At 72.1% G+C, this 23,974-nt stretch carries 20 protein-coding genes; all 20 read left to right on the plus strand.

Annotated elements, in window-relative coordinates:
- On the plus strand, positions 1–854 hold an 854-nt coding region (locus IE318_RS34830), incomplete at its 5' end, for an OmpL47-type beta-barrel domain-containing protein (RefSeq protein ID WP_373311368.1).
- A 331-nt stretch (positions 855–1,185) separates the two neighbouring features.
- On the plus strand, positions 1,186–2,367 hold the full coding sequence (locus IE318_RS34835) for an ROK family transcriptional regulator (protein ID WP_030174999.1): 1,182 nt from the start codon (positions 1,186–1,188) through the stop codon (positions 2,365–2,367).
- A gap of 121 nt (positions 2,368–2,488) precedes the next feature.
- A complete protein-coding gene (locus tag IE318_RS34840; RefSeq protein ID WP_189906793.1) occupies positions 2,489–3,787 on the plus strand; it encodes a Gfo/Idh/MocA family protein in 1,299 nt (432 codons plus the stop codon).
- Positions 3,788–4,436: 649 nt separating this feature from the next.
- Positions 4,437–5,948 carry a sugar ABC transporter ATP-binding protein gene (locus IE318_RS34845; protein ID WP_030174992.1) on the plus strand — a complete coding sequence of 504 codons (1,512 nt, stop codon included), beginning with the start codon at positions 4,437–4,439 and terminating at the stop codon, positions 5,946–5,948.
- Positions 5,945–7,006: an ABC transporter permease gene (locus IE318_RS34850; protein WP_229903945.1), complete on the plus strand. Its 1,062-nt coding sequence runs from the start codon at positions 5,945–5,947 to the stop codon at positions 7,004–7,006. The genes IE318_RS34845 and IE318_RS34850 overlap by 4 nt, the downstream gene beginning before the upstream one ends.
- Before the next feature lie 131 nt (positions 7,007–7,137).
- Positions 7,138–8,202: a substrate-binding domain-containing protein gene (locus IE318_RS34855; protein WP_189906795.1), complete on the plus strand. Its 1,065-nt coding sequence runs from the start codon at positions 7,138–7,140 to the stop codon at positions 8,200–8,202.
- Positions 8,203–8,274: 72 nt separating this feature from the next.
- Entirely contained in the window at positions 8,275–9,048 is a 774-nt protein-coding gene (locus tag IE318_RS34860; RefSeq protein ID WP_229903946.1) for a ThuA domain-containing protein, read from the plus strand.
- A gap of 98 nt (positions 9,049–9,146) precedes the next feature.
- Positions 9,147–10,328, plus strand: a complete 1,182-nt coding sequence (locus IE318_RS34865; RefSeq protein WP_189906799.1) for an inositol-3-phosphate synthase — start codon at positions 9,147–9,149, stop codon at positions 10,326–10,328.
- A gap of 200 nt (positions 10,329–10,528) precedes the next feature.
- A complete protein-coding gene (locus IE318_RS34870; RefSeq protein ID WP_189906801.1) occupies positions 10,529–11,413 on the plus strand; it encodes an SCO3242 family prenyltransferase in 885 nt (294 codons plus the stop codon).
- Positions 11,410–12,411, plus strand: coding sequence for a sugar phosphate isomerase/epimerase family protein (locus tag IE318_RS34875; protein ID WP_189906803.1), 1,002 nt, complete (start codon positions 11,410–11,412; stop codon positions 12,409–12,411). Before IE318_RS34870 ends, IE318_RS34875 begins: the two co-directional genes overlap by 4 nt.
- Entirely contained in the window at positions 12,408–13,118 is a 711-nt protein-coding gene (locus IE318_RS34880; RefSeq protein ID WP_229903947.1) for an EboA domain-containing protein, read from the plus strand. The genes IE318_RS34875 and IE318_RS34880 overlap by 4 nt, the downstream gene beginning before the upstream one ends.
- Complete coding sequence (locus IE318_RS34885; RefSeq protein ID WP_189906805.1) at positions 13,118–13,984, plus strand: TatD family hydrolase; 867 nt, start codon at positions 13,118–13,120, stop codon at positions 13,982–13,984. The genes IE318_RS34880 and IE318_RS34885 overlap by 1 nt, the downstream gene beginning before the upstream one ends.
- A gap of 2 nt (positions 13,985–13,986) precedes the next feature.
- The gene (eboE, locus tag IE318_RS34890; RefSeq protein ID WP_189906807.1) at positions 13,987–15,153 is read left to right on the plus strand and encodes a metabolite traffic protein EboE; all 1,167 of its coding nucleotides are present in this window, start codon (positions 13,987–13,989) and stop codon (positions 15,151–15,153) included.
- Positions 15,150–16,529, plus strand: a complete 1,380-nt coding sequence (locus tag IE318_RS34895) for an alkaline phosphatase family protein (RefSeq protein WP_189906809.1) — start codon at positions 15,150–15,152, stop codon at positions 16,527–16,529. The genes eboE and IE318_RS34895 overlap by 4 nt, the downstream gene beginning before the upstream one ends.
- A gap of 31 nt (positions 16,530–16,560) precedes the next feature.
- On the plus strand, positions 16,561–17,568 hold the full coding sequence (locus IE318_RS34900; protein WP_030174957.1) for a sugar phosphate isomerase/epimerase family protein: 1,008 nt from the start codon (positions 16,561–16,563) through the stop codon (positions 17,566–17,568).
- Between the two features lie 130 nt (positions 17,569–17,698).
- Positions 17,699–18,391, plus strand: coding sequence for a hypothetical protein (locus tag IE318_RS34905; RefSeq protein WP_229903948.1), 693 nt, complete (start codon positions 17,699–17,701; stop codon positions 18,389–18,391).
- Entirely contained in the window at positions 18,388–19,416 is a 1,029-nt protein-coding gene (locus tag IE318_RS34910; protein ID WP_189906811.1) for a nucleotidyl transferase AbiEii/AbiGii toxin family protein, read from the plus strand. Before IE318_RS34905 ends, IE318_RS34910 begins: the two co-directional genes overlap by 4 nt.
- A 63-nt stretch (positions 19,417–19,479) precedes the next feature.
- On the plus strand, positions 19,480–20,796 hold the full coding sequence (locus IE318_RS34915; RefSeq protein ID WP_189906813.1) for a nucleotidyl transferase AbiEii/AbiGii toxin family protein: 1,317 nt from the start codon (positions 19,480–19,482) through the stop codon (positions 20,794–20,796).
- Positions 20,797–20,933: 137 nt separating this feature from the next.
- Positions 20,934–22,595, plus strand: a complete 1,662-nt coding sequence (locus tag IE318_RS34920) for a phosphodiester glycosidase family protein (RefSeq protein WP_189906815.1) — start codon at positions 20,934–20,936, stop codon at positions 22,593–22,595.
- Positions 22,596–23,128: 533 nt separating this feature from the next.
- Positions 23,129–23,932: a GH25 family lysozyme gene (locus tag IE318_RS34925; protein WP_189906876.1), complete on the plus strand. Its 804-nt coding sequence runs from the start codon at positions 23,129–23,131 to the stop codon at positions 23,930–23,932.
- Positions 23,933–23,974: the final 42 nt, after the last annotated feature.

Raw genomic sequence — 23,974 nt, forward strand, 5'->3', positions numbered from 1 at the left:
CTCCGCCGCAGGACACGACGGCGCCGGAGACGTCGGCGACGGTGTCGGGTACCAAGGACGCCTCGGGGAACTACGTCTCCAGTGCGACGGTGACGGTGACGGCTTCGGATGCGGAGTCGGGTGTCGCCAAGATCGAGTACGCGCTGGACGGCGGGGCCTACAAGGATTACGGCGCGCCGGTTCAGGTGAGTGCTGTGGGTCAGCACACCTTGGCGTACCGGGCCACCGACAAGGCAGGCAACACCTCCGTCGAGCAGTCGGTGTCGTTCTCGGTGGTGGCCGCTCCGCCGCAGGACACCACTCCGCCGGAGGTGTCCGCCTCCGTCTCGGGGACGAAGGACGCCGCCGGGAACTACGTGGGCAGCGCGACCGTGACGGTGACCGCCACGGACTCGGGGTCGGGCGTGGCAGCGACCGAGTACTCCCTGGACGGCGGCCCCTATTTGCAGTACTCCGGGCCGGTGGCGGTGAACCGCGCGGGCAGCCATACCTTCCTGTACCGGGCCAGCGACAAGGCGGGCAACACGTCCGCGGCCAAGTCGCTGACACTGACCGTGGTCGACAGCAAGCCGCCCACCGACTGCCCTGAGACGGACGACCGTTCGACGGTGTTCGTCGGTACGGTCAACACGGGCATCCCGAACCGCGTCACGACGAACGGCTGCACGATCAACGAGCTGATCGAGGACCACGCGGCCTGGGCGAGCCACGGCGCGTTCGTCTCGGCCGTCGAGGAACTCGTCGCGGACCTGCGGCGCGAGGGCGTCGTCGACCAGCGGGAGGCCGGCGCCATCAAGAAGGCCGCCGGCCGCAGCGACGTCGGCAAGCCGCACACCACCCGTATCGAGCGGTGAGCTGACGGCGGAGGACGGATGAGGGCCTCCGCCTCGTGTCAGGGCCCGATGGAGTGGAGCCGGCCGGCTCCACTCCATCGGGCCTGCCCGCTGTCGGGGCCCGTCAGGACCGGTCCGGCGGATCCATGCCGCGGACGCGGACCCGGCGCACACCCGTCACGGCGGGGACTTCAACCCGGCTTTGTCCATTGCGAGATGAAAGTTCATCGGACTGCTGCACAAGTTCTTTTGTGTTCGGCACCACGGTGCTACGGTCCTTTTGAAAGTCGCGCCCCGAAGTGCCGGGTGCGCGTACGGCTTCGGCGACGACGGGAGGGGCGGCGTGAGGCGTATGACGGCTCGACCGGCCAATGTCCACCAGGCCACGCTGCTGCGCCTGTTGCGCGACCTCGGTCCGCAGTCCCGGGTCGCCCTGGGTGACCGGGTCGAGCTGTCGCGCTCGAAGCTCGCGGTCGAGATCGACCGGCTGCTGGAGACGGGCCTCGTCGTCCAGGACGGTCTCGCCGCCTCCCGTGGCGGCCGCCGCTCGCACAACGTCCGGATCGCTCCGTCGCTGCGATTCCTCGGCGTGGACATCGGTGCCACGTCCGTGGACGCCGCGGTCACCAACGCGGAGCTGGAGGTGCTCGGCCACCTTTCCGAGCCACTGGACGTGCGGGAGGGGCCGGTCGCCGTGTTCGAGCGGGTGCTCGCCCTGGCCGCCAAGCTGCGCGAGGCCGGCGTGGCGGAGCACTTCGACGGCGCCGGGATCGGCGTCCCGGGACCGGTCCGGTTCCCCGAGGGCGTCCCCGTCGCACCACCGATCATGCCGGGCTGGGACGGCTTCCCCGTCCGCGAGGCGCTGAGCCAGGAACTCGGCTGCCCCGTCCTCGTCGACAACGACGTGAACCTGATGGCCCTCGGGGAGCAGCAGGCCGGTGTCGCCCGGTCCGTGCGCGACTTCCTGTGGGTCAAGGTGGGGACCGGCATCGGCTGCGGCATCGTCGTCGGCGGCGAGGTCCACCGCGGTTTCACCGGCAGCGCCGGCGACATCGGCCACATCCAGGTGGACCCCGACGGGCCGCCGTGCGCCTGCGGCAACATCGGTTGCCTGGAGGCGCACTTCGGCGGCAACGCCCTGGTGCGCGACGCCATCGCGCTGGCCGAGGGCGGCCGCTCGGCGGAACTGGCCGGACGGCTCGAGGCGACCGGACGGCTGACCGCCGAGGACGTCTCGGCGGCCGCCGGCGCCGGTGACGCCGCGGCCCTCGAACTGATCCGCCGGGGCGGCAGCCGCACCGGTCAGGTCATCGCCGGCCTGGTCAGCTTCTTCAACCCCGGCCTCGTGGTCATCGGGGGAGGGCTCACCGGGCTGGGTCACACCCTCCTGGCCAGCATCCGCACCCAGGTCTACCGGCAGTCCCTGCCGTTGGCGACCGGCAACCTGCCGATCGTCCTCGGCGAACTCGGCCAGGTCGCCGGCGTCGTCGGCGCCACCCGGCTGATCAGCGACCACATCTTCTCACCGGCCTGACGAGCCCCGCGCGGCCGGAATCCGTTCCCCGCGGACGGGCGTGACGCCCACGTTCGTTCCCACGAACGGACGTGATTCCGGCGTCCGTTGCCCGCGCCACACGCATCCTTCAGGAGCGCCTATGGACAGTCAGCACGACTCGCCCACGATCGGGGTGGGCATGGTCGGATACGCCTTCATGGGCCGCGCCCACTCGCATGCCTGGCGCACCGTCGCCTGTGCCTTCGATCTGCCCAGACGCCCCGTCATGGCCGCCCTTGCCGGACGCGAGCGAGCGGCACTGGAAGAGGCTGCCCGGCGTCAGCTCTGGGCCGCCACCGACACCGACTGGCGGGCCCTGATCGCCCGCCCCGACGTCCAGCTGGTGGACATCTGCACCCCGGGATCCAGTCATGCCGAGATCGCGATCGCGGCGCTGGAGGCCGGAAAGCACGTGCTGTGCGAGAAGCCGCTCGCCAACACCGTCGAGGAGGCGGAGGCGATGGCCGCCGCCGCGGCCGAGGCGTCGCGTCGCGGCGTGCGCTCCATGGTGGGCTTCAGCTACCGGCGCACACCGGCGCTGGCACTCGCCCGCCGCCTCATCGCCGACGGCCGTCTCGGCAGTCTGCGGCACGTACGGGCACAGTATCTCCAGGACTGGATCGTTGATCCGGAGTTCCCCCTGGTGTGGCGGCTTCAGCGCGAGCACGCCGGCTCCGGTGCGCTGGGCGACCTCGGAGCCCACATCGTCGACCTGGCCCAGTACCTCGTCGGCGAGCCGCTGACGGGAGTCTCGGCGCTCACCGAGACCTTCGTCCGCGAACGTCCGCTGCCCGCGGCGTCCTCGGGACTCGCGGCCGTCGCCGACGGGACGGCCCCACGCGGGCCGGTCACGGTGGACGACGCCGCACTGTTCACCGGCCGGTTCCCCGGCGGCGCCATCGCGTCCTTCGAGGCCACGCGGGTCGCCGCCGGACGCAAGAACGCCCTGCGCATCGAGATCAACGGCGATCGCGGCAGCATCGCCTTCGATCTGGAGCGCCTCAACGAACTGGACTTCCACGACCATACGGAGGCGTCGGAGACGGCGGGCTTCAGGCGGATCCTCGTCACCGAACCCGACCACCCCTATCTCGAGGGATGGTGGCCGCCGGGTCACGGACTCGGCTACGACCACACCTTCGTCCACCAGGTGCGCGACCTGCTGTGGGCCATCGACGAGGGCCGGGACCCCGAACCGTCCTTCGCCGACGGGCTTCGGGTGCAGCGGGTGCTGGCCGCGGTGGAGCACAGCGCGGCGAACGGCAGCGCATGGACGCCCGTCGTGCACGAGTCGGCGGCGCAAGGGGATCCTCCGCCGGCGTCCGGCACCGACGCGCCTTCGTCCGGGACCGACGCGCGGTCGTCCGGCACCGACGACCCCGTGGCTGTCGCGCCCTGAGCGCCGTCGCGGCGGACGTCCACACTCTGCTCACGAAAAGGAGGTTTGGAAGGTAACTCCCGATGAAAATCCGATCGGTCGAACAACTTCCATTCGCCGGCCGGTCGGAACCGGATGCGACGGGCGTTGCCTACTGCCAGTGAGGGGTGGGCGCCGGAGAAATCCGGAGCGTATTCCGACCGCGCGCTCCGGAAATATCCGCCTGCCTCGATGCGAGGTTTGCGCGCCCATGGCGTGCGGAGTTCCATCTACCGCCGCGCGTGGGACGCACGCTCGCATCAAACCCTGAACCCTCCAGGTCGGCGGGGCAACGGGCAGGACGCCCGGGGTTCCCGCCGTGCCGGCGAACGGTACGGAACGTCCAGACATTCCGCCGTGCCGCGAAGCCGATTGCCCAAAAGTGTTACACCTGTTGCCGCTTCTGGCCACGAACGATTCTTACGGTTCCCGAACCCTTTTCAAACAACGCCGTGAGAACTACCTTCCTCTCAGCTCGCCATGCGAGCCAGGAACGGCTTGTATCGAGAAACCGCCGAGAATCCACGACCGGCCGGGCCGCCGACACCACCACCGGCCCGGCCCATCGACAAGTCGACGAACCGTCACCCGCCCCTGGCGGGCCGACGGAGACCGCATCACAGGGAGACCCATGAGTGCCCCGCTGCTCGAGATGCAAGGCGTCGTCAAGGAGTTCCCCGGTGTCCGGGCCCTCGACGGCGTCGACCTCGACGTGGCCGCCGGCGAAGTGCACTGCCTGCTGGGCCAGAACGGCGCCGGCAAGTCGACGCTCATCAAGGTCCTCGCCGGCGCCCACCAGCCCGACGCGGGACACATCACCTGGGAGGGCGAGCCGGTGACCCTCCCCACCCCGACGGCCGCCATGCGCCACGGGATCGCCACCATCTACCAGGAACTCGACCTGGCCGACGGCCTGACGGTCGCGGAGAACATCTACCTGGGGCACGAGCAGTCCCGGCTGGGCTTCACCCAGCGTTCACGGATGCACGAGGCCGCCCGGCAGCTGATGCGCAGGCTCGGGCACCCGGAGATACCCGTCACGCGCGAGGTGGGCGAGCTGTCCTCGGCCGGCAAGCAGCTCGTGTCCATGGCCCGCGCCCTCTCGCACGACACGAGGCTCATCATCATGGACGAGCCGTCCGCCGTCCTCGCCCACGACGAGGTCGACAACCTCTTCCGCATCATCGGCGACCTCACCGCCGCCGGCGTGGCCGTCGTCTACATCTCGCACCGCATGGAGGAGATCCGCCGGATCGGGGACCGCGTCACCGTCCTCAAGGACGGTCGCACGGTCGCCCGGGGGCTGCCCGCGCGCACCACCCCCACCTCCGAGCTGGTCTCGCTGATGACCGGCCGCACCGTCGAGTACGTCTTCCCGCCGCGGCCGCAGAGCCCGGACCGCAAGGAGCGCCCCGCCCTCCTGGAGGTCGAGGGCATCAGCCGCCCGGGGGAGTTCCACGACGTGTCCTTCACCGTCGGGGCCGGCGAGATCGTCGGGCTGGCCGGCCTGGTCGGCTCCGGCCGCTCGGAGATCCTCGAAACGGTCTACGGGGCCCGGCGCCCGGCCTCGGGGCACATCAGCGTGGCCGGCAGCGTGCTGCGGCCCGGCAGCATCACCGCCGCCGTCCGGGCCGGCATCGGGCTCGCCCCGGAGGAACGCAAGAGCCAGGCGCTGTTCCTGCACTCCTCCATCGCCCACAACGTGTCCATGTCCTCGCTGCGGCGCTTCGCCCGCGCCGGGTTCCTCGACTCCCGCTCCGAGCTGGCCGCCACGACGGAAGCGGTCCGCAGCCTCGACCTGCGGCCCCCCGACCCGACCCGGCCGGTGCGCACCCTGTCCGGCGGCAACCAGCAGAAGGCCGTCGTCGCCCGCTGGCTGCTCAAGGACTGCCGGCTGCTGCTGCTGGACGAACCCACCCGTGGCGTCGACGTCGGAGCGCGGGCCGAGCTCTACACGCTCATCCGGCGGCTCGCCGACTCGGGAGTCGGCGTGCTCCTCGTCTCCAGCGAGGTGCCCGAGGTCCTCGGCCTCGCCGACCGCGTCCTCGTCCTGCGCGAAGGGCGGGTGGTCCGCGAGGCCGCCGCCCTGGACCTCGACGAATCGAAAGTGCTCGACCTCGTCATGGAAGGGAGCTCCGCGTGAGCCAGCAGACCAGTCCCCCCGGCGGGAGCGGTCCGCTGCCCGCCACCGGCCAGGGATCACCGTCCGGATCCGCCCGGCAGACCGGCTCGTCCCCGGGCAAGGGCAGCGGACCGTCCTTCCTCGGACACATGGGCAGGGTGCGCAACCTCGGCCTGTTCGTCGTCCTCGTGCTGCTGTGCGTCATCGGCGCACTGACCTCGGGCAACTTCGCGACCAGGCAGAACGCCCTGGTGATCCTCAGCAGCGCGGCCGTCATCGGGGTCATCACGATCGGCCAGACCTTCGTCATCATCGGCGGCGGCATCGACCTGTCCGTCGGCGCGATCGTGGCGCTCGCCTCCGTGTGGTGCACCACCGTGGCCACCCAGTCCTACGGGCTCGGCGGCATGGTCTTCTGCGCGCTCGCCGTGGGCGCGGTCGTCGGCCTGATCAACGGCCTGATCATCTCCTACGGCAACATCGTCGCGTTCATCGTCACGATCGCCATGATGGCGAGCGCCCGCGGACTGGCCGAGCGGATCTCCGACCGGCAGTCGCAGGTGGTCACGGTCGAGTCGTTCAACTCCATCGCCTCCACCAAGTGGCTCGGCATACCGCTGCTGGTCTACATCCTGGCGGTGGCCGTGGTCCTCGGCTGGGTGCTGCTCAACCGCACCACCTTCGGCCGCCGGACGTTCGCCATCGGCGGCAACCAGGAGGCCGCGCGCCTCGCCGGCCTCGACGTGCGCCGCCACACCCTGGTGCTGTACGTCCTGTCCGGCCTGTGCTGCGGCATCGCCGCGGTCATGCTGACAGCGCGGACCACCTCCGGCGCCAGCAACCTCGGCAACCTCTACGAACTGGACTCGATCGCCGCGGTGATCATCGGCGGGACGCTGCTGACCGGCGGCCGGGGCTCGCTCATCGGCTCGATCCTGGGCGTCCTGGTGTTCACCACGATCACCAACATCTTCGTGCTGAACAACCTCACCACCGACATCCAGCAGATCGCCAAGGGCCTGATCATCGTCGCCGCCGTGCTGATCCAGCGCCGCGGACGCCGAACCGCGACCCCGTAGCAGCGGCGCGGACGGCGGCCCAGTCCCCGCTGCCGCCGACCGCGCCGCCCCGCCCAGCCGCGCGGCACGTCCGCATCGACCACGGCAGGCACAACCCAGGCAGGACACCCGTGACGGGAAGGACAAGCGAGATGGACAAGCGCGGACTCGGCGGAATGGACCGCAGAAGGCTGCTCCTCAGCGGCGCGGTGCTCGGCGGCGGAGCCCTGGTCGCCGGCTGCACCAGCAACAAGAGCGACGCCTCCACCGACGACGTCAAGGGTGCGAGCAAGGCCGGCACCGACAACGACAAGCCGGGCAAGCAGGTGACGATCGGGTTCTCGGCCCCGGCCGCCGACCACGGCTGGATGGCGGCCATCACCAAGAACGCCATGGCGCAGGCCAAGCAGTACTCCGATGTGCACTTCGAGGCCGTCGAGGGCACCAACGACGTCAACGCGCAGATCAGCCAGGTCCAGACGCTGATCGGCAAGAAGGTGGACGTCCTGGTCATCCTGCCGTTCGACGGCAAGGCGCTGACCTCGGTCGCCCAGCAGGCGATGGACGCCGGCATCCCCGTGATCAACCTCGACCGCGTCTTCGACTCACCGCTCGCCTACCGGACGTGGGTCGGCGGCGACAACTTCGGCATGGGCCTCAACGCCGGCCTCTACATCGGCAAGGCTCTGAAGGCCAAGGGCGTCTCCTCGCCCGTGATCGGCGAGATCGCCGGGATCGACAACCTCGAACTCACCAAGCAGCGCAGCGCCGGATTCAAGCAGGGCCTGGCCAAGTACGGCTTCCGCGTGGGCATCCGGCAGGCCGCCGACTTCACCGCGGACTCCGGTCAGCAGGTGATGAGCAACGTGCTGCAGGCACGCTCGCACCTGGACGCGGTGTGGAACCACGACGACGACCAGGGCATCGGCGTCGAGGCGGCCATCAAGCAGGCGGGCCGGGACGAGTTCTTCATGGTCGGCGGCGCCGGCTCCAAGCACGCCATGACGGAGATCAAGGCCGACAACTCGGTGCTCAAGGCCACGGTCGTCTACCCGTCGAACATGTCCGCCTCCGCGATCAAGCTCGCCCGGCTCATCGCCCAGCACAAGGGCATGAACGACCTCGTCGGGCAGGACCTGCCGTCCTCGCTGACCCTGTTCTCCGCCACCGTGACCAAGGAGAACGTCGACCAGTACCTGCCCGGCGCCTTCAGCTGACCCAGCACCTCCCGTCCCCGCACAACAGGTCCCGAAAGGTTGATGATGTCCCGTAGAGGTATCGTTGCGCTGTTGTCCGCGGCCGCTGTGGCCCTGCCGCTGGCGGCCGCCGGCGCCACCACCGCACACGCGGCGGAACCGGCCTTCAAGGTACTGGTGTTCTCCAAGACCACCGGCTACCGGCACGACTCCATCCCGGACGGTGTCGCCGCGGTCCAGAAGCTCGGCCAGGAACACGGCTTCGCGGTCGACACCACCGAGGACGCCACCCAGTTCAACGACGCCAACCTGGCGAAGTACCAGACGGTGGTCTTCGTCTCCACCACCGGCGACCCGCTGGACCAGCAGTCCGAGAAGGACGCCTTCCAGCGCTACATCGAGCACGGCGGTGGCTACGTCGGCATCCACGCCGCCGCCGACTCCGGCTACAGCTGGGCCTGGTACGGCGGTCTGGTCGGCGCGTACTTCTGGGACCACCCGTCCATCCAGCAGGCGACCGTGAACGTCGTGGGCCAGGGCACGGCCGCCACCAAGGGCCTGCCCAACCGCTGGACCCGCACCGACGAGTGGTACAACTACCGCTCCGACCCCCGCGCCGACGTGCGTGTCCTGGCGACGCTGGACGAGCGGACGTACAACCCGGTCGGCTACTCCGGCGGGTCGATGGGCGAGGACCACCCCATCGCCTGGTGCCACCCGTACGACGGCGGACGGTCCTTCTACACCGGCATGGGCCACACCAAGGAGAGCTACGCCGATCCGCTGTTCCTGTCGCACATTCTCGGCGGCATCCAGATGACGGCCGGCGCGGCGAAGTTCAACTGCGATCCGGACAGCACCGACTGACCGGCACGGCCACCCGCGGGTGACCGGTGACAGCGACATCGACAGCGAGGAACGAGGGCGCCGGGCGCGAGGGCGCCCGGGCCTACGGAGGTGACGAGATGCCAGATGAGCGCAGTCGCACGGGTGTCTGGTTGGCTGGGGCGCGCGGATCGGTGGCCACCACGGTCGTCGCCGGCGCGGCCGCACTGCGGGCGGGGCTGTCCGGTCCGGCCGGATGCGTCACCGAGCAGCCGGGATTCCCCGACGCCGGCCTGCCTGCCATGTCCGACCTGGTCTTCGGGGGCCACGACATCGCCTGCACACCACTGCCCAAACGGGCCGAGCAGCTGGTCGAGGCCGGGGTGCTGCCCCACGGGCTGCCCACGGCCGTGCACGACGACCTGGCCTCGGCCGACGCCGAGATACGCCCGGCCCCCCTTCCGGGCCCGGCCATGAGCCAGTCGGACGCCGTCGAGGCGATCCGCGCCGACATCACCGCCTTCCGCGAGCGGCACGGCCTCGCACGCGTGGTCGTCGTCAACGTCTCCTCGACCGAACCGGTCGTGACGGCACACCCGGCGCACAGCTCGGCACGGGCCCTGCGCGCCGCGCTCGACGCCGGTGAGGACGTGCTGCCGTCCAGCTCGCTGTACGCCCTGGCCGCGATCACCGCCGGGTGCCCGCACGTCGACTTCACGCCGTCCGCCGGCATGCGGATCCCGGCGCTGCGGGAGATGGCCGAGGAGGCCGGCCTGCCGTTCGCCGGGAACGACGGCAAGACCGGGGAGACCCTGCTCAAGGCGACCCTCGGGCCGATGTTCGCCGCCCGCGGCCTGCGGGTACGGGCCTGGTCCGGCACCAACCTGCTCGGCGGCGGCGACGGCGAGACCCTCGCCGACCCGGCCGCGATGGCCAGCAAGACCGCCTCCAAGCAGCGGGTGCTCACCGAGACGCTGGGACACCCCGTCGAGGGCGAGGTCCACATCGATTACGTGCCCTCCCTCGGCGACTGGAAGACCGCCTGGGACCACGTGACCTTCGAGGGGTTCCTCGGCGTACGGATGAACCTCCAGTTCACGTGGGCCGGTTGTGACTCGGCACTGGCCGCGCCCCTGGTGCTCGACCTCGCCCGGCTGACGGCCCGCGCCCATGAGCGGGGCATCTCCGGCCCCCTCGGTGAACTGGCCTTCTTCTTCAAGGACCCCGTCTTCAAGGACCCCGCCGGAGGCGGCGACCACGCCGTGATGAGCCAGTACGAGACGCTGCGGGCCTTCGCCACCCGGCTCGGGGCCGGGCTGTGACCCGCCCACCCACGCTCCGGCCCGACCCGGGCCCCGCCCGGAGGGGGGCCGGGGACACGGGGCCGGGCGTCGACCAGGCCGGAGGTCCGCACCCGGGGCCCGCAGCCACCGGGCCCGCAGAATCCGCAGGAGCCGTCGGACCCGCCGGGTCTGCCGGGGCCTCCGGGACTGCCGGGTCCGATGCTGCCGGGACGCCGTCGTTGCGACCGCGCCTGCGCGACCTGACCGAACTGGTGCGCGCGCCGGCCGCGCTCACCGTGCCGGGGGACGTGCTGGCGGGAGCGGCCGCCGCCGGCCGGCGCCCCGATCTGTCCACGGCCGTTCTGGCCGCCTCCTCGGTCTGCCTGTACTGGGCCGGGATGGCGCTCAACGACTGGGCCGACCGCGACCTGGACGCGGTCGAACGCCCCGAACGGCCGATCCCCTCCGGCCGCGTGGCCGCACCCGTCGCCCTGGGCACCGCCGTGGCCCTGACCACGGCCTCCCTCGGCCTGGCCGCGGCCGCAGACGGCCGTCGCGCGCTCGGCGTCGCCGTGCCCCTCGCGGCGACCGTCTGGGCGTACGACCTGTGGGCCAAGCCCCGCCCGGTGGGCCCCGCGGTGATGGCCGCCGCCCGTGGGCTCGACGTCCTGCTCGGCGCCCGCGCGGGCCGGACGCGGTCCGCCCTCCCGGCGGCCGCGACCGTCGCCGGGCACATCCTCGCCGTCACCGCGCTCAGCCGTGCCGAGGTCACCGGCGCGCAGCCGTGGCTGCCCCGGACGACACTCGCGGCCACCACAGCCGTCGCGGCGGCGACGGCGCTCGGCGCCCGCCCCGCCCGCCGCAACGGCACGGGCCGCCTGCACCGACTGGGCGTCGTCGGCGGCCTTCTCGCGTACGGCGCGACGGCCGGCCGTACCCAGGCAGAGGCCGTCGCCGACCCTTCACCCGGGACGGTCCGCAGGGCCGTGGGCGCGGGGATCCTCGGCCTGATCCCGCTCCAGGCCGCGCTCACCGCGGGCGCGGGCGCCCTTCGCTCCGCCCTTCCGCTCGCCGCGGCCTTCCCGCTGGCCCGAGCCCTGTCCAGGCGGGTGTCCCCCACATGACCGCACCACACGACCGCGACACCAGGGCCGCCGAGCCCGCCGCCACCGCCGAGCCCGTCACGACCACGGAGCCCGTCACGACCGGACAGCCCGTCACGTCCACCGAGCGCGTCCCATCCGCCGAGCCCGCCCTGCGCTACGGGTTCGGCACCAACGGTTTCTCCAACCACCGGCTCCGCGACGCGCTCACCGTCATCGCCGACCTCGGCTACGACGGCGTGGCGCTCACCCTCGACCACCACCACCTCGACCCCTTCGCTCCCGGCCTGGCCGCGCGGACCGCGGGACTCGCCCGGCAGCTGGACCGTCTCGGGCTCACCGTCGTGATCGAGACAGGGGCCCGCTACCTGCTCGACCCCTGGCACAAGCACGAGCCCACCCTGCTGGCGACCGAAGGACGGGAACGCAGGGTGGACTTCCTGCGCCGGGCGGTCGCCGTCGGCGCCGATCTCGGCGCGCAGGCCGTCTCCTTCTGGGCGGGCGTCAGGCCCGCCCGGCTCGACCCGCGCACGGCCTGGGACCGGCTGGTCGCCGGATGCGCGGACGTCGTCGAGGCGGCGGAGAAGGCGGGCGTCCCGCTGGGCTTCGAACCCGAACCGGGGATGCTCGTGGAGAGCATCGACGAGTACACCAGGCTGGCCTCTGCGCTCGGCGACCCGGCACCGTTCGGCCTGACCCTCGACATCGGCCACTGCCGCTGCCTTGAGCCGTACCCGGTGCCCGAGTGCGTGCGCCGGGCAGGCAGCCGGCTGGTGAACGTGCAGATCGACGACATGCGCCGGGGCACCCACGAGCACCTGGAGTTCGGCAGCGGCGAGATCGACTTCCCGCCCGTGCTCAGCGCCCTCGACGAGGTCGGCTACCGCGGGCTGGTCGCCGTGGAACTTCCCCGGCACAGCCACGACGCCCCGGGCGTGGCCCGCCGCTCCCTGGACTTCCTGCGCTCGTGCGATCCCGCGATCCGTCGTGCGGTCCGTCGTGAGGAGGAGATGGCATGACCCCCGATCACCTCAGAACCACTCTGACCGACCGGATGACCGAGCAGGGCTCGAAGTGGCTCGCCGGCGCGTGCGCCTCGGTCGCCGCCGAACCGGGAGTCGTCCGCGGTCTGTTCCCGCTGGTCGGACGCCGCTGCGGACGCGGCCCGCTGGACCCCGCCGACCCGCACGGCTGGACCGTGGACGACGCGGCCCGCTCCCTGCTGCTGGCCGCCCTGCCCCTGACCGGTGCCGCGCTGCTGGAGGAGATCGGCGAGCTCTACCGCACCGGTGACGCGGCCGAGCGGCGCGCCGTGCTGCGCGCCTTGCCTCTGCTGCCCGTCGGCGACGGCGCGCTGCCGCTCGTACGCGACGCCCTGCGCACCAACGACACCCGGCTGGTCGCGGCGGCCCTCGGCGACTACGCGACCGACCACCTGGACGCGGAAACCTACCGCCAGGGCGTACTCAAGTGTGTCTTCACCGGCATCCCGCTGTCCGCGCTGCCGGGCCTGCCCGGCCGGGCGGACGCGGAGATGGCCCGCATGATGGCCGCGTTCGCCCACGAGCGCCGGGCCGCGGGACGCACCGTGCCCGACGACATCGCTCCGTTCCTCGCGCTCTTCCCGGACGTGACCGTGCCCGGCCCCCGGGACCTTCAGGACGTCTCCACGGCGACCACCGCGACCTCCTCGACCACCGACCGTCCCAGCCCCCGGGAGGCGTGATGCGCATCTTCGACCCGCACATCCACATGACCTCGCGCACCACCGACGACTACGAGGCGATGCACGCGGCCGGCGTACACGCCCTGGTGGAGCCCGCGTTCTGGCTCGGCCAGCCGCGCACCTCCGTGGGCAGCTTCCTGGACTACTTCGACTCCCTCATCGGCTGGGAGCCCTTCCGCGCCGCCCAGTTCGGCATCCGCCACCACTGCACCATCGCCCTGAACCCCAAGGAGGCCAACGACCCGCGCTGCGCGGAGGTACTCCAGCACCTGCCGCGCTACCTGCCCAAGGACGGCGTGGTCGCCGTCGGCGAGATCGGCTACGACTCGATGACGCCCGAGGAGGACGAGGCGTTCGCCGCGCAGCTGCAGCTCGCCCTCACCCACGACCTGCCGGCGCTGGTCCACACCCCGCACCGCGACAAGGCGGCGGGCGTGGACCGCACCCTGGCCGTGGTGAAGGAGTCGGGAATCGCCCCCGAGCGCGTCGTCGTCGACCACCTCAACGAGGTGACGGTACGACAGGTCGTCGGCTCCGGCTGCTGGATGGGGTTCTCCATCTACCCCGACACCAAGATGGACGAGCGCCGCATGGTCGCCGTGCTGCGCGAGTTCGGCACCGAGCGGATCCTCGTCAACTCGGCCGCGGACTGGGGCCGGAGCGACCCCCTGAAGACCCGGAAGACCGCGGACGCCATGCTCGCCGCCGGCTTCACCGCCGACGAGGTGGACACCGTCCTGTGGCGCAACCCCGTCGCGTTCTACGGCCAGAGCGGCAAGCTGGAGCTCGAGGACTCGGACGCGCCCGGCGCCGACGCCACCTACGAGGGCAACTCCGTGCTGCGCGGCGTCCGGGCGGAGGTGTAGCGGTGCGTCTGCTCCACCCCGACGGCACGGTGGTCCACCTCGCGTACTGCACCAACGTCCACCCCGCCGAGGACCTCGACGGGGTGCTGGCCCAACTGGCCCGGCACGCCGAGCCGGTACGCGAGCGGCTGGGCGCCCCCGTCCTCGGCCTGGGCCTGTGGCTGGCCCGCGACGCCGCGGCGGCCCTCGCCGCGGACGACGCGGCGGTCGGCGGGCTCCGCCGTGAGCTGACCGCCCGCGGCCTGGAGGTCGTCACCCTCAACGGCTTCCCCTACCGCGGCTTCCACGACCCCGTCGTCAAGCACGCCGTCTACCGGCCGGACTGGACCGAGCCCGACCGGCTGCACTACACCCTCGACCTCGCCCGCGTGCTCGCCGCGCTGCTCCCCGACGACGCCGCGCACGGCAGCGTCTCCACCGTTCCCCTGGGCTGGCGGACCCCGTGGACGGCCGGGCAGGCCGACGAGGCCGCCCGCACACTCGACACGCTCGCCGACGGCCTCGCCGACCTCGCCGCCGACACCGGCCGGACGATCAGGGTCGGCCTGGAACCCGAGCCGGGCTGCGTCGTCGAGACCACCGCCGAGGCCGCCCGGCACCTCGCCCGTGTGGACACCGACCGCATCGGCGTCTGCCTGGACGCCTGCCACCTGGCGGTCGGGTTCGAGGAGCCGGCCGCCGCACTCGCCCGCCTGGAGGCGGCCGGGCTGACGGTGGTCAAGACCCAGGCGTCCTGCGCCCTCCAGGCCGCCGACCCGTCCGATCCGGCGACACGGGAGGCACTGGCCCGCTTCGCCGAGCCGCGCTTCCTGCACCAGGTCCGGGAGCGGGGCAACCCGCCCCGGGCCGTGGACGACCTGGACGAGGCTCTCGCCGGTGGCCTGCCCGGCCGCGATCCGTGGCGCGTCCACTTCCACGTGCCGTTGCACGCCGACCCGGAGCCGCCGCTGACCACCACCCGCCCCGAACTGGAGGCGACCCTCGCCGCCCTGCTCGGCGGGGACACCGCCCGCACCGCACACGTGGAGGCCGAGACCTACACCTGGGGCGTGCTCCCCGAGGCCGACCGGCCGCAGGGCCCCGGCGCCCTCGCCGACGGCATCGCGGCCGAACTGGCCTTCACCCGCGACCACCTGATCTCTCTCGGCCTGAAGGAGGTCGCCCCGTGAGCCCCACACCCCTCCTCGTTCTGGACGTCGTCGGCCTCACCCCCCGGCTGCTCGCCCACATGCCCCGGCTGCGCGCCCTGGGCGAGGCGGGCTTCACCTCGCGTCTCGACACCGCATTCCCCGCCGTCACCTGCACCGTGCAGTCCACCCTGCTCACCGGGCAGCCCGCCACCGGCCACGGCATCGTCGGCAACGGCTGGTACTTCCGCGAACTCGGCGAAGTGCTCCTGTGGCGGCAGCACAACGCGCTGGTGGGCGGGGAGAAGCTGTGGGAGGCGGCGCGGCGCGCCCACCCCGGCTACCGTGTGGCCAACGTCTGCTGGTGGTACGCCATGGGCGCCGACGTCGACCTCACCGTCACCCCACGGCCGATCTACTACTCCGACGGCCGCAAGGAACCCGACTGCTACACCTACCCGCCGCAGCTGCACGACGAACTCACCGCCAAACTCGGCACGTTCCCGCTGTTCACCTACTGGGGTCCGACCGCCTCCCTCACCTCCTCCCGGTGGATCGCCGACGCCGCCCGGCACATCCTCACCACCCAGGCCCCCGACCTCACCCTCGTCTACGTCCCCCACCTCGACTACGACCTCCAGCGGTACGGACCCGACGACCCCCGCGCCGCCGCTGCCGCGGCCGACGTCGACCGCGTCCTCGCCCCGCTGCTCGACGCCGCCGCCGCACGCTCGGTCACCGTCGTCGCCCTGTCCGAGTACGGCATCACGAACGTCTCGCGGGCGGTGGACGTCAACCGCGTCCTGCGCCGGGCCGGGCTGCTGCACGTCCACACCCAGGACGGCATGGAGTACCTCGACCCGTGGACGTCGGCCGCCTTCGCCGTCGCCGACCACCAGGTCGCCCACGTCTACGTCGCCGACCCGGCCGACACCGAACGCGTCCGCGAACTGCTGGCCGGCACCGACGGCGTGGCCGAGGTGCTCACCGAGGCCGGCAAGAAGGCGTACGGCATCGACCACCCGCGCGCCGGCGACCTCGTCGCCGTGGCCGAGCCCGACTCCTGGTTCACCTACTACTACTGGCTCGACGACGACCGCGCCCCGGACTTCGCCCGCCTGGTCGAGATCCACCGCAAACCGGGCTACGACCCGGCCGAGCTGTTCATGGACCCCAAGGACCCCACGGTCAAACTGCGCGCCGCCGCGGCGCTCGCCCGCAAGAAGCTCGGCATGCGCTACCGCATGAGCGTCGTCCCCCTCGACCCGTCCCCGGTGCGCGGCAGCCACGGCCGCCTGCCCGACCACCCCGACGACGGCCCCGTACTGCTGTGCTCCCGGCCCGACGAGGCACGCGACCACTACGACGCCACCGAAGTGAAGGATCTGCTGCTGCGCCTGGCAGACCTGGCGAACTGAAACCGAGCGACGAACCACCGGAGGAACCGAGATGCCACGCCCGATCACCCTGTTCACCGGCCAGTGGGCCGACATGCCGTTCGAGGAGGTCTGCCGGCTGGCGGCGAAGTGGGGCTACGACGGGTTGGAGATCGCCTGCTGGGGCGACCACTTCGAGGTCGACAAGGCCCTGGCCGACGACGACTACATCCCGCGCCGCCGCGCCCTGCTGGAGAAGTACAACCTGCGCTGCTGGACGCTCTCCTGCCATCTGACGGGCCAGGCCGTCTGCGACCACCCCATCGACGAGCGCCACAAGGGCATCCTCCCCGCCCGCATCTGGGGCGACGGTGAACCGGAGGGCGTCCGGCAGCGCGCCGCCCAGGAGATCAAGGACACCGCGCGCGCCGCCGCGGCCTTCGGGGTGGAAACGGTCGTCGGCTTCACGGGTTCCTCGATCTGGCACACGGTGGCGATGTTCCCGCCCGTACCGCCGGAGATGATCGAGCGCGGTTACGCGGACTTCGCCGAGCGGTGGAACCCCATCCTCGACGTCTTCGACGAGGTCGGCGTGCGCTTCGCCCACGAGGTCCACCCTTCCGAGATCGCCTACGACTACTGGTCGACGGTGCGCACCCTGGAGGCGATCGGCCACCGGGAGGCGTTCGGGCTCAACTTCGACCCGTCCCACTTCGTCTGGCAGGACCTGGACCCGGTCGGCTTCCTGTGGGACTTCAAGGACCGCATCTACCACGTGGACTGCAAGGAATCGGTCAAGCGCTTCAACGGACGCAACGGCCGCCTCGGCTCCCACCTGCCGTGGGGGGACCCGCGCCGCGGCTGGGACTTCGTCTCCACCGGCCACGGGGACGTCCCCTGGGAGGCGTGCTTCCGGATGCTCAACTCGATCGGCTACGACGGCCCGATCTCGGTGGAGTGGGAGGACGCGGGTATGGACCGCCTGGTCGGCGCCCCGGACGCCCTGAAGTTCATCCGAGGGCTGGTGGCCATCGAGCCGTCGGACCGGTCCTTCGACTCGGCGTTCTCGTCCGGCGACTGACGAGGTGACGGCCGGGGCCTCGTCTCGGGCGCCTTCGTGGTCCGGTGAGGCGCGGGACCTCGCGCCGGTGTGCTGCTGTGGCGGTGCCCCGTACATGTGATTGTCAGTGGTCGCGGGTACGGTCGGCGCCGTGAACGCACAGCGACACCCCAGTGATCCGGTGAGGCAGTTCGAGGGCGAGTTCGAGATCCACCTCACGCTCGCACCCCGGTCCGGCCGGGACAGCCAGGAGCCGATCCGTGACTGGGCCGAACGCCACGGCCTGAAGTACACGCGGATCGTGCTGGACCGGGGACGGACACCGGACCAGCCGATGCTCACCTGCCGCGGCGCGGGAACCCTGACCGGGCAGGTGGCGGCGGCACACCGCTGGGCGGCACGGCTGCGCGGCGACGGATTCCACGTCACCCGCGTGAAGATAGAGGCGGCACCGTGGAACTCCGGCGTCCCCCGGACCGAGGCCGAGGCGGCCGTTCTCCCCGCGCACTGCTACTTCGAGCACCACGTGAAGCTGCTCCTGCCGACCGAGCAGCAGATCGCCGCGGTACGCGCGCTGGCCGAGCCGCACGCCGCACATGTCTCCCGCAACGCGCGCCGGGCGGCGTCCGACGGCGCGCACGAGCGCTTCGTCACCCAGCGCTGCCGGGCCGTCGGCCGCCCCGAGGCGCGCCGCCGCCTCGACGCGCTGCTCCAGGCCCTGTCGGAGGCCGCCTGCACGGTGATGGAGGTGGAGGAGGAGTTCGTCGTCCACGACGACAACCCGGCCGTGGACGCGGGCTGGATCGCGGGCGACGACGGCGAGGCCGTACCGAGGGTGGCATGACGTCACAGGACGCCTCCCGGCCACCGGCTCCGACCGACCGCCGGACGGCGGCCCGGCGGGCCGCTCTCGATCACGTCCTGGCACTGATCGCGGACGCCCCCTGGAGCGGGGGCCTCGTGCTGCGCGGCAGCATGGTCATGCCGGCCTGGGTGGGGACCGCGGCACGCGAACCGGCGGACCTGGACTGGATCGCGCCGCGGAACGCCGTGGGGGTCGATCCGCTGGATCCGTATCCGTACGTGGACGACCTGGCCACCGTGCAGCAGTGGCCCGATGCGGCCGGCGGCGCGGCACGCTACGAGATCTGGACGTACGAGGAGTTCGACACCGGCGGCCGGCGGCCGGTGCTCCCGCCGGAGGGACTGCGCTGGCTGCACGAGGAGGAGGTCGTGGACACCGGCCCGCCCTACGCGGACCTGCTCGACCGGGTGGCCCGGCGGCCGCAGGCCGCGCCGGGCGTCCACCTCGACGCGAACGAGGCACGTGTGGACGGCACATGGACGTACACCGAGTACGACACACCCGGAGTCCGGCTGGTGATCCCCTGGCACGCGGCAGGACTGTCACCGGGCGAGATCCGCCTGGACTTCGCCCGCGACGAACGGCTTCCCGAGCCGCCGGTGTGGACGCCGGTGCCGCGGGGCGACGGCGGGGCGCCCACACCGGTGCGCACCGCGAGCCGTGAGGCGTCGCTGGCCTGGAAGCTGCTGTGGCTGCACACCGACGGCCGGGACGGCGGCCGCGCCCAGGGCAAGGACCTGTACGACGCGGTGCTCCTCGCCGAGGCGGACGGAGTACGCCTCACACCGCGCCTGCTGCGGACGGTCCTCGGCCAGGCGCCCGACCGATCGGCGTGGGAGGACTTCTCCCGGGCCGCGGTGACCCGCTGGGACGTGGACTGGGCGGGTTTCCGGGCCGGCCACCCCTGGGTGCGGGGCACGGCGGAGGACTGGCTGCGCCGACTCGTCCGTGCGCTCGGCCCGCTCATCCCACCGCAGGCACCGGAGGCCCGGATCACGGAGTAACTCGTTGGCTCAGCGGTGCGATGGCTTGCGATGATCGGACGACCGAGGAAAGGCGGGCACCGGATGTCCGGTTCGTGGGACGGTTCGGGTTGGCGCAGCGACACGGTGCCCCGCGCTCCGCTGGACGACGAGGCCCGGTCCCGCCTCGACCTGCCGGCCACGCTGCGCCCGATCCCGGACGAGGGCGTGGTGCAGCGCCCGGTCTTCGACCCGGCGCTCAAGCAGTACTCCAACGCCTACCGCGCCACGGACCCCCACTTCACCGACGCCGACGCCGAACGCGCCTGGCGCACGACCCGCCGCACCGCGATCGACATCGTCCTCTCCGCGCTCTCCGACTCGCCGTGGGCCGACTCGCTGGTGCTGCGCGGCAGTGTCCTGCTGCGGGCGTGGTTCGGGAACGTCGCGCGGGAGCCGGGAGACCTGGACTTCGTCGTCGTGCCGCAGTCCTGGCGGATCGACGAGGCGCGGACGGAGACCATGCTCACCGGCCTGGCCCGGGCGGCCGAGGCGGCCGCCGAACGCGCGGGCGGCACCATCCGGTTCATCGCCGCGGAAGTCGCGAGCGACGACATCTGGACGTACGACCGGGTCCCCGGCCGGCGCCTGGTCCTGCCCTGGACGTGCGACGGCCTGCCGGGCGGACTGGTCCAGATGGACTTCGTCTTCAACGAGCACCTGCCCGTCGCCCCGGAGCCGACCCTCCTGCGCATGGAGCCCGGCGGCGCGGACATCGCCGTGCACGCGGTCACGCCCGAACTGTCGCTGGCCTGGAAGCTCATGTGGCTGCTGACCGACGCGTATCCGCAGGGCAAGGACCTCTACGACGCCGTTCTGCTCGCCGAGCACACCCCGCTGCGGTACGAACTGCTGCGGCAGGTCATGCTCGACGGGGAGCCGTCCGAGGGGAGCCGTCCGGTCGGCCTCCGAGAGATCTCGGCCCTCGCAGCGACCGTGGAATGGAACCACTTCCGCACCGAATACCCCGACATCCCGGGCAGCGAGGCCGGCTTCGTCGACCGCCTGGTGACCACCCTGGCACCGACCTTCGCGGCGGACGTACCCGCCGCGGACGCGGATGGTGAGTACGCGCGCCACGCCCGGTGGCTGGAGCCCCGGACCCGCGAGTACCGGGAACTGCTCCGGCGCAAGAGCATGCGCACCGTGCAGAAGCGGATGAACGAGGACGGCATCCCGGTGGTCGCCGTCATCGTCATCACCCGGGAGCTCCTCGGCCCGGACCGCCACAGCGTGGAGGACGCCCGGGCAGTCGTGTTCGCCGACCCGGCCTGGAAGCGCCTGGCGGATCTGTACCGGCGCGCCGGCGGGTGGCTCGACCGGGAACTGGAGGGGCTCCAGGGGCAGGGCAGGCGACCTTGACGGGTGCCGGGCCGCAGCCGATATTGGTCCGGCGTTCCCGGCGCGTTGTCATGTTGGACTTCAGCGTGCGCTCTTGTCCTGCTCGAATCAGTACGGCCTCATCCCGGCCGTTCGTCCATCCCTTCCAGGCGGAGCTGATGAAGAAGAGGAAGAGACTGTGCGGCGCGCCCGCGGTCCTCGGCGTACTCGGCGTCCTCGTCATGGCCGGTGTGACACCGGCGCAGGCGTCCACGGACGCAACCGGCCTACGTCCGAACCCGCAGCCGGGCCGGAACGCCTACCCGCCCGACGCCCTGCCGCTGGGCCCCTCCGACCTCACCGAGACGCGTACGACGACGACCCTGCAGCCCGGTGTCACGCTCACCCGCATCGTGCGCGGAGAGTCCGACCCGGCGCTCGGCTGGACGGTCGAGGTGTCCATCCCCGGCGGTGAAAGCTCACCGGACCCCGACGCCCCGCCGACCGCCCTGAAGGACAGGGCGAGCGCCGACGAACTGGCCGGCCGGCTGCAGCAGGACGGCTTCAGCCCCCGGGTCGAGCAGGTCACCACCCCGAAGGCGGCCGACTTCGCCGGCGGCACGCTCGGGTGGCGGGTCCGGGTCGGACGGTACGGCACGCAGTCCGCCGCGACGGCCGAACGCGGGCGGCTGAAGACGGCCGGATACACGGGATCCGCCGTGTACACCGGCTGGGACGGCGATGCCACGGACCGGGGCCCCTGGCACATCGACGTGCTCACCATCGACCCGCACCGGTTCCGCGGCGGCCTCGAGGCGTCGTACGGCCCCGACCTGGAGAACCGCGAGACGACCAGCGAGCTGTCGAACACGGCCGGCGCGACCGCGGCGGTCAACGCCGGCTTCTTCGTCCTCGACCCCAACGCGGGCGCGCCGGGTGACCCGGCCGGCGTCGGCGTGTACGACGGACGCCTGCTCAGCGAACCGGTGAACGGACGCCCCGGCCTGGTGATCCACGGCAACGGCCGGCAGTCGGAGATCGCCCGGTTCAGCTGGCGGGGGCGGGTCGCCGACGCGGACACCTCGCTGAGCCTGACCGGCATCAACCGGGTACCGGGCCTGATCAGGAACTGCGGCGGCGAGCACGACATCCCGACCTCGCTGCCGCTGCACGACGTGACGTGCACCAACCCCGACGAACTCGTGGCCTTCACCCCCGACTTCGGGCAGAGCACGCCGCAGGGTGAGGGAGCGGAGGCCGTGCTGGACGCCCACGGCCGGGTCGTACAGCTGCGCTCGCCGCGAGGCGGACCGCTTCCGGCGGGCGGCAGTTCGGTACAGGCGACCGGACGGCGCGTCGCGGAGCTGACCGCCCTGGCGCAGGCGGGCCACCGCCTGCACATCAGCACGACGTTGCTGGACGGGCACGGGCACCCGGTGAAGCCCTCACCCACGACCGACATCGTGAACGGCGGCCCCGAACTGGTCCGCGACGGGCGGCTCCACGTCACCCCGGCCACCGACGGCATGGTGCACCCGGGCGACCCGAGCTGGTACTACGGCTGGGTGCACAAGCGCAACCCGCGCACACTGGCCGGCGTGGACGCCGCCGGCCGGACCGTGCTCGTCACCGCCGACGGACGCAGCACCAGCGCACTCGGGCTCAGCATCACCGAGAGCGCCGAGGTCGCCAAGGCCCTCGGACTGCGCGACGCGATGAACCTCGACGGCGGCGGCTCGACCACCCTGGTCGCCGACCACACCCTCCTCAACCACCCGTCCGACGCCACCGGTGAACGCCCCGTCGGAGACGCGCTGCTCATCCTGCCCGACAGGCGCTGACTGCGACGCTGCGCCCGCGTGCGGCCCCGTAGGGCGGCATGGCGGGCGCAGGGAGTTTCAGGCGGCGGAAGTTCCGGGGCGTCTTCGGGAATCGGCACAGGTCCGCTGGTCGGGCAGTGGACTGGACCACAGACGGTTCCCGAAACCCCTTTCGGACGAGGGGTATTGGCTGCTTCTATTGACGTGCCCGCGACAAACGCACCACGCGTAGCCCTGTCGCGGCGATGCACAGGCACAGCTCCGCCCAGCACGCCCGAGCCCCCACCCCCGGTGACGCGCTCCCCGGATCGCCCACGGCCCCGTCCCCTGCCCGCAGACGCGGCACCGAAGCCGCGGTGACGAGCGCCGGCCTCGGAGCTACGCGAGTAGACCCGCACGAACCGCACCTCCCCGCACCTCCCCGTACCTCCTTGCACCTCCCCGCACCCCACACCCGGAAGCCCAGGAGGAAAGCCTTGTTCTCGCGAATTCGCAGTGCCCGCACTCTGACCGTGGCCGGCGTCCTCGGCGCGAGCGTCGCCCTGACAGCGACCATGACGGCGGGCACGGCCTCCGCCGGACCCGCGCCGTCGGGCGACACCATCCCGCTCGGCCAGGGATACGCCGGTGTCGGCTACGTCCAGGACAGCAAGGACTTCAAGCCGGACACACGCCAACTCCGGCTGAGCACCACGGCCGTGGTGAGCCCGTCCTTCGCCACGAGCCCCCCGCCCGGCATCGACGTCTCGCACTATCAGGGGACGATCAACTGGGCGTCGGTGAGATCGGCGGGCATCCAGTTCGCCTGGATCAAGGCCACCGAGGGCACCTCGTACAAGGACTCCCAGTTCAACACCAACTACCTGAACGCCTACAACAACAACGTGATCCGGGGCGCGTACCACTTCGCCCGGCCGGACGCCTCGACCGGCGCGACCCAGGCGACCTACTTCGCCAACAACGGGGGCGCCTGGTCGAGGGACAACCTGACGCTGCCCGGGATGCTCGACCTCGAGGGCGGCTGCTACAACAAGTCGGCGAGCGCGATGCAGTCGTGGATCCTCGACTTCTACAACACGTACAAGTCGAAGACCGGCCGCGACGTCGTCATCTACACCAGCCCCAGCTGGTGGAACACCTGCACCGGCGGCTGGAGCGGCATGTCCGCCAGGAGCCCGCTCTGGGTGGCGAGCTGGACCACCGCGTCGGACCCCACCCTCCCGAACGGCTTCCCGTACGCGACGGTCTGGCAGTACACCTCCACCGGCAGCGTCAGCGGCATCTCCGGCAACGTGGACCGCGACCGCTTCAACGGCGACCGCACCCGCCTGCTGGCCCTGGCCAACAACACCGCGTGACACAGCCTGAAGCCCAGGTGGAGCAGGACACGGTCCCGCTCC

The organism is Streptomyces spiralis (assembly GCF_014654675.1).
Classification (GTDB): Bacteria; Actinomycetota; Actinomycetes; order Streptomycetales; family Streptomycetaceae; genus Streptomyces; species Streptomyces spiralis.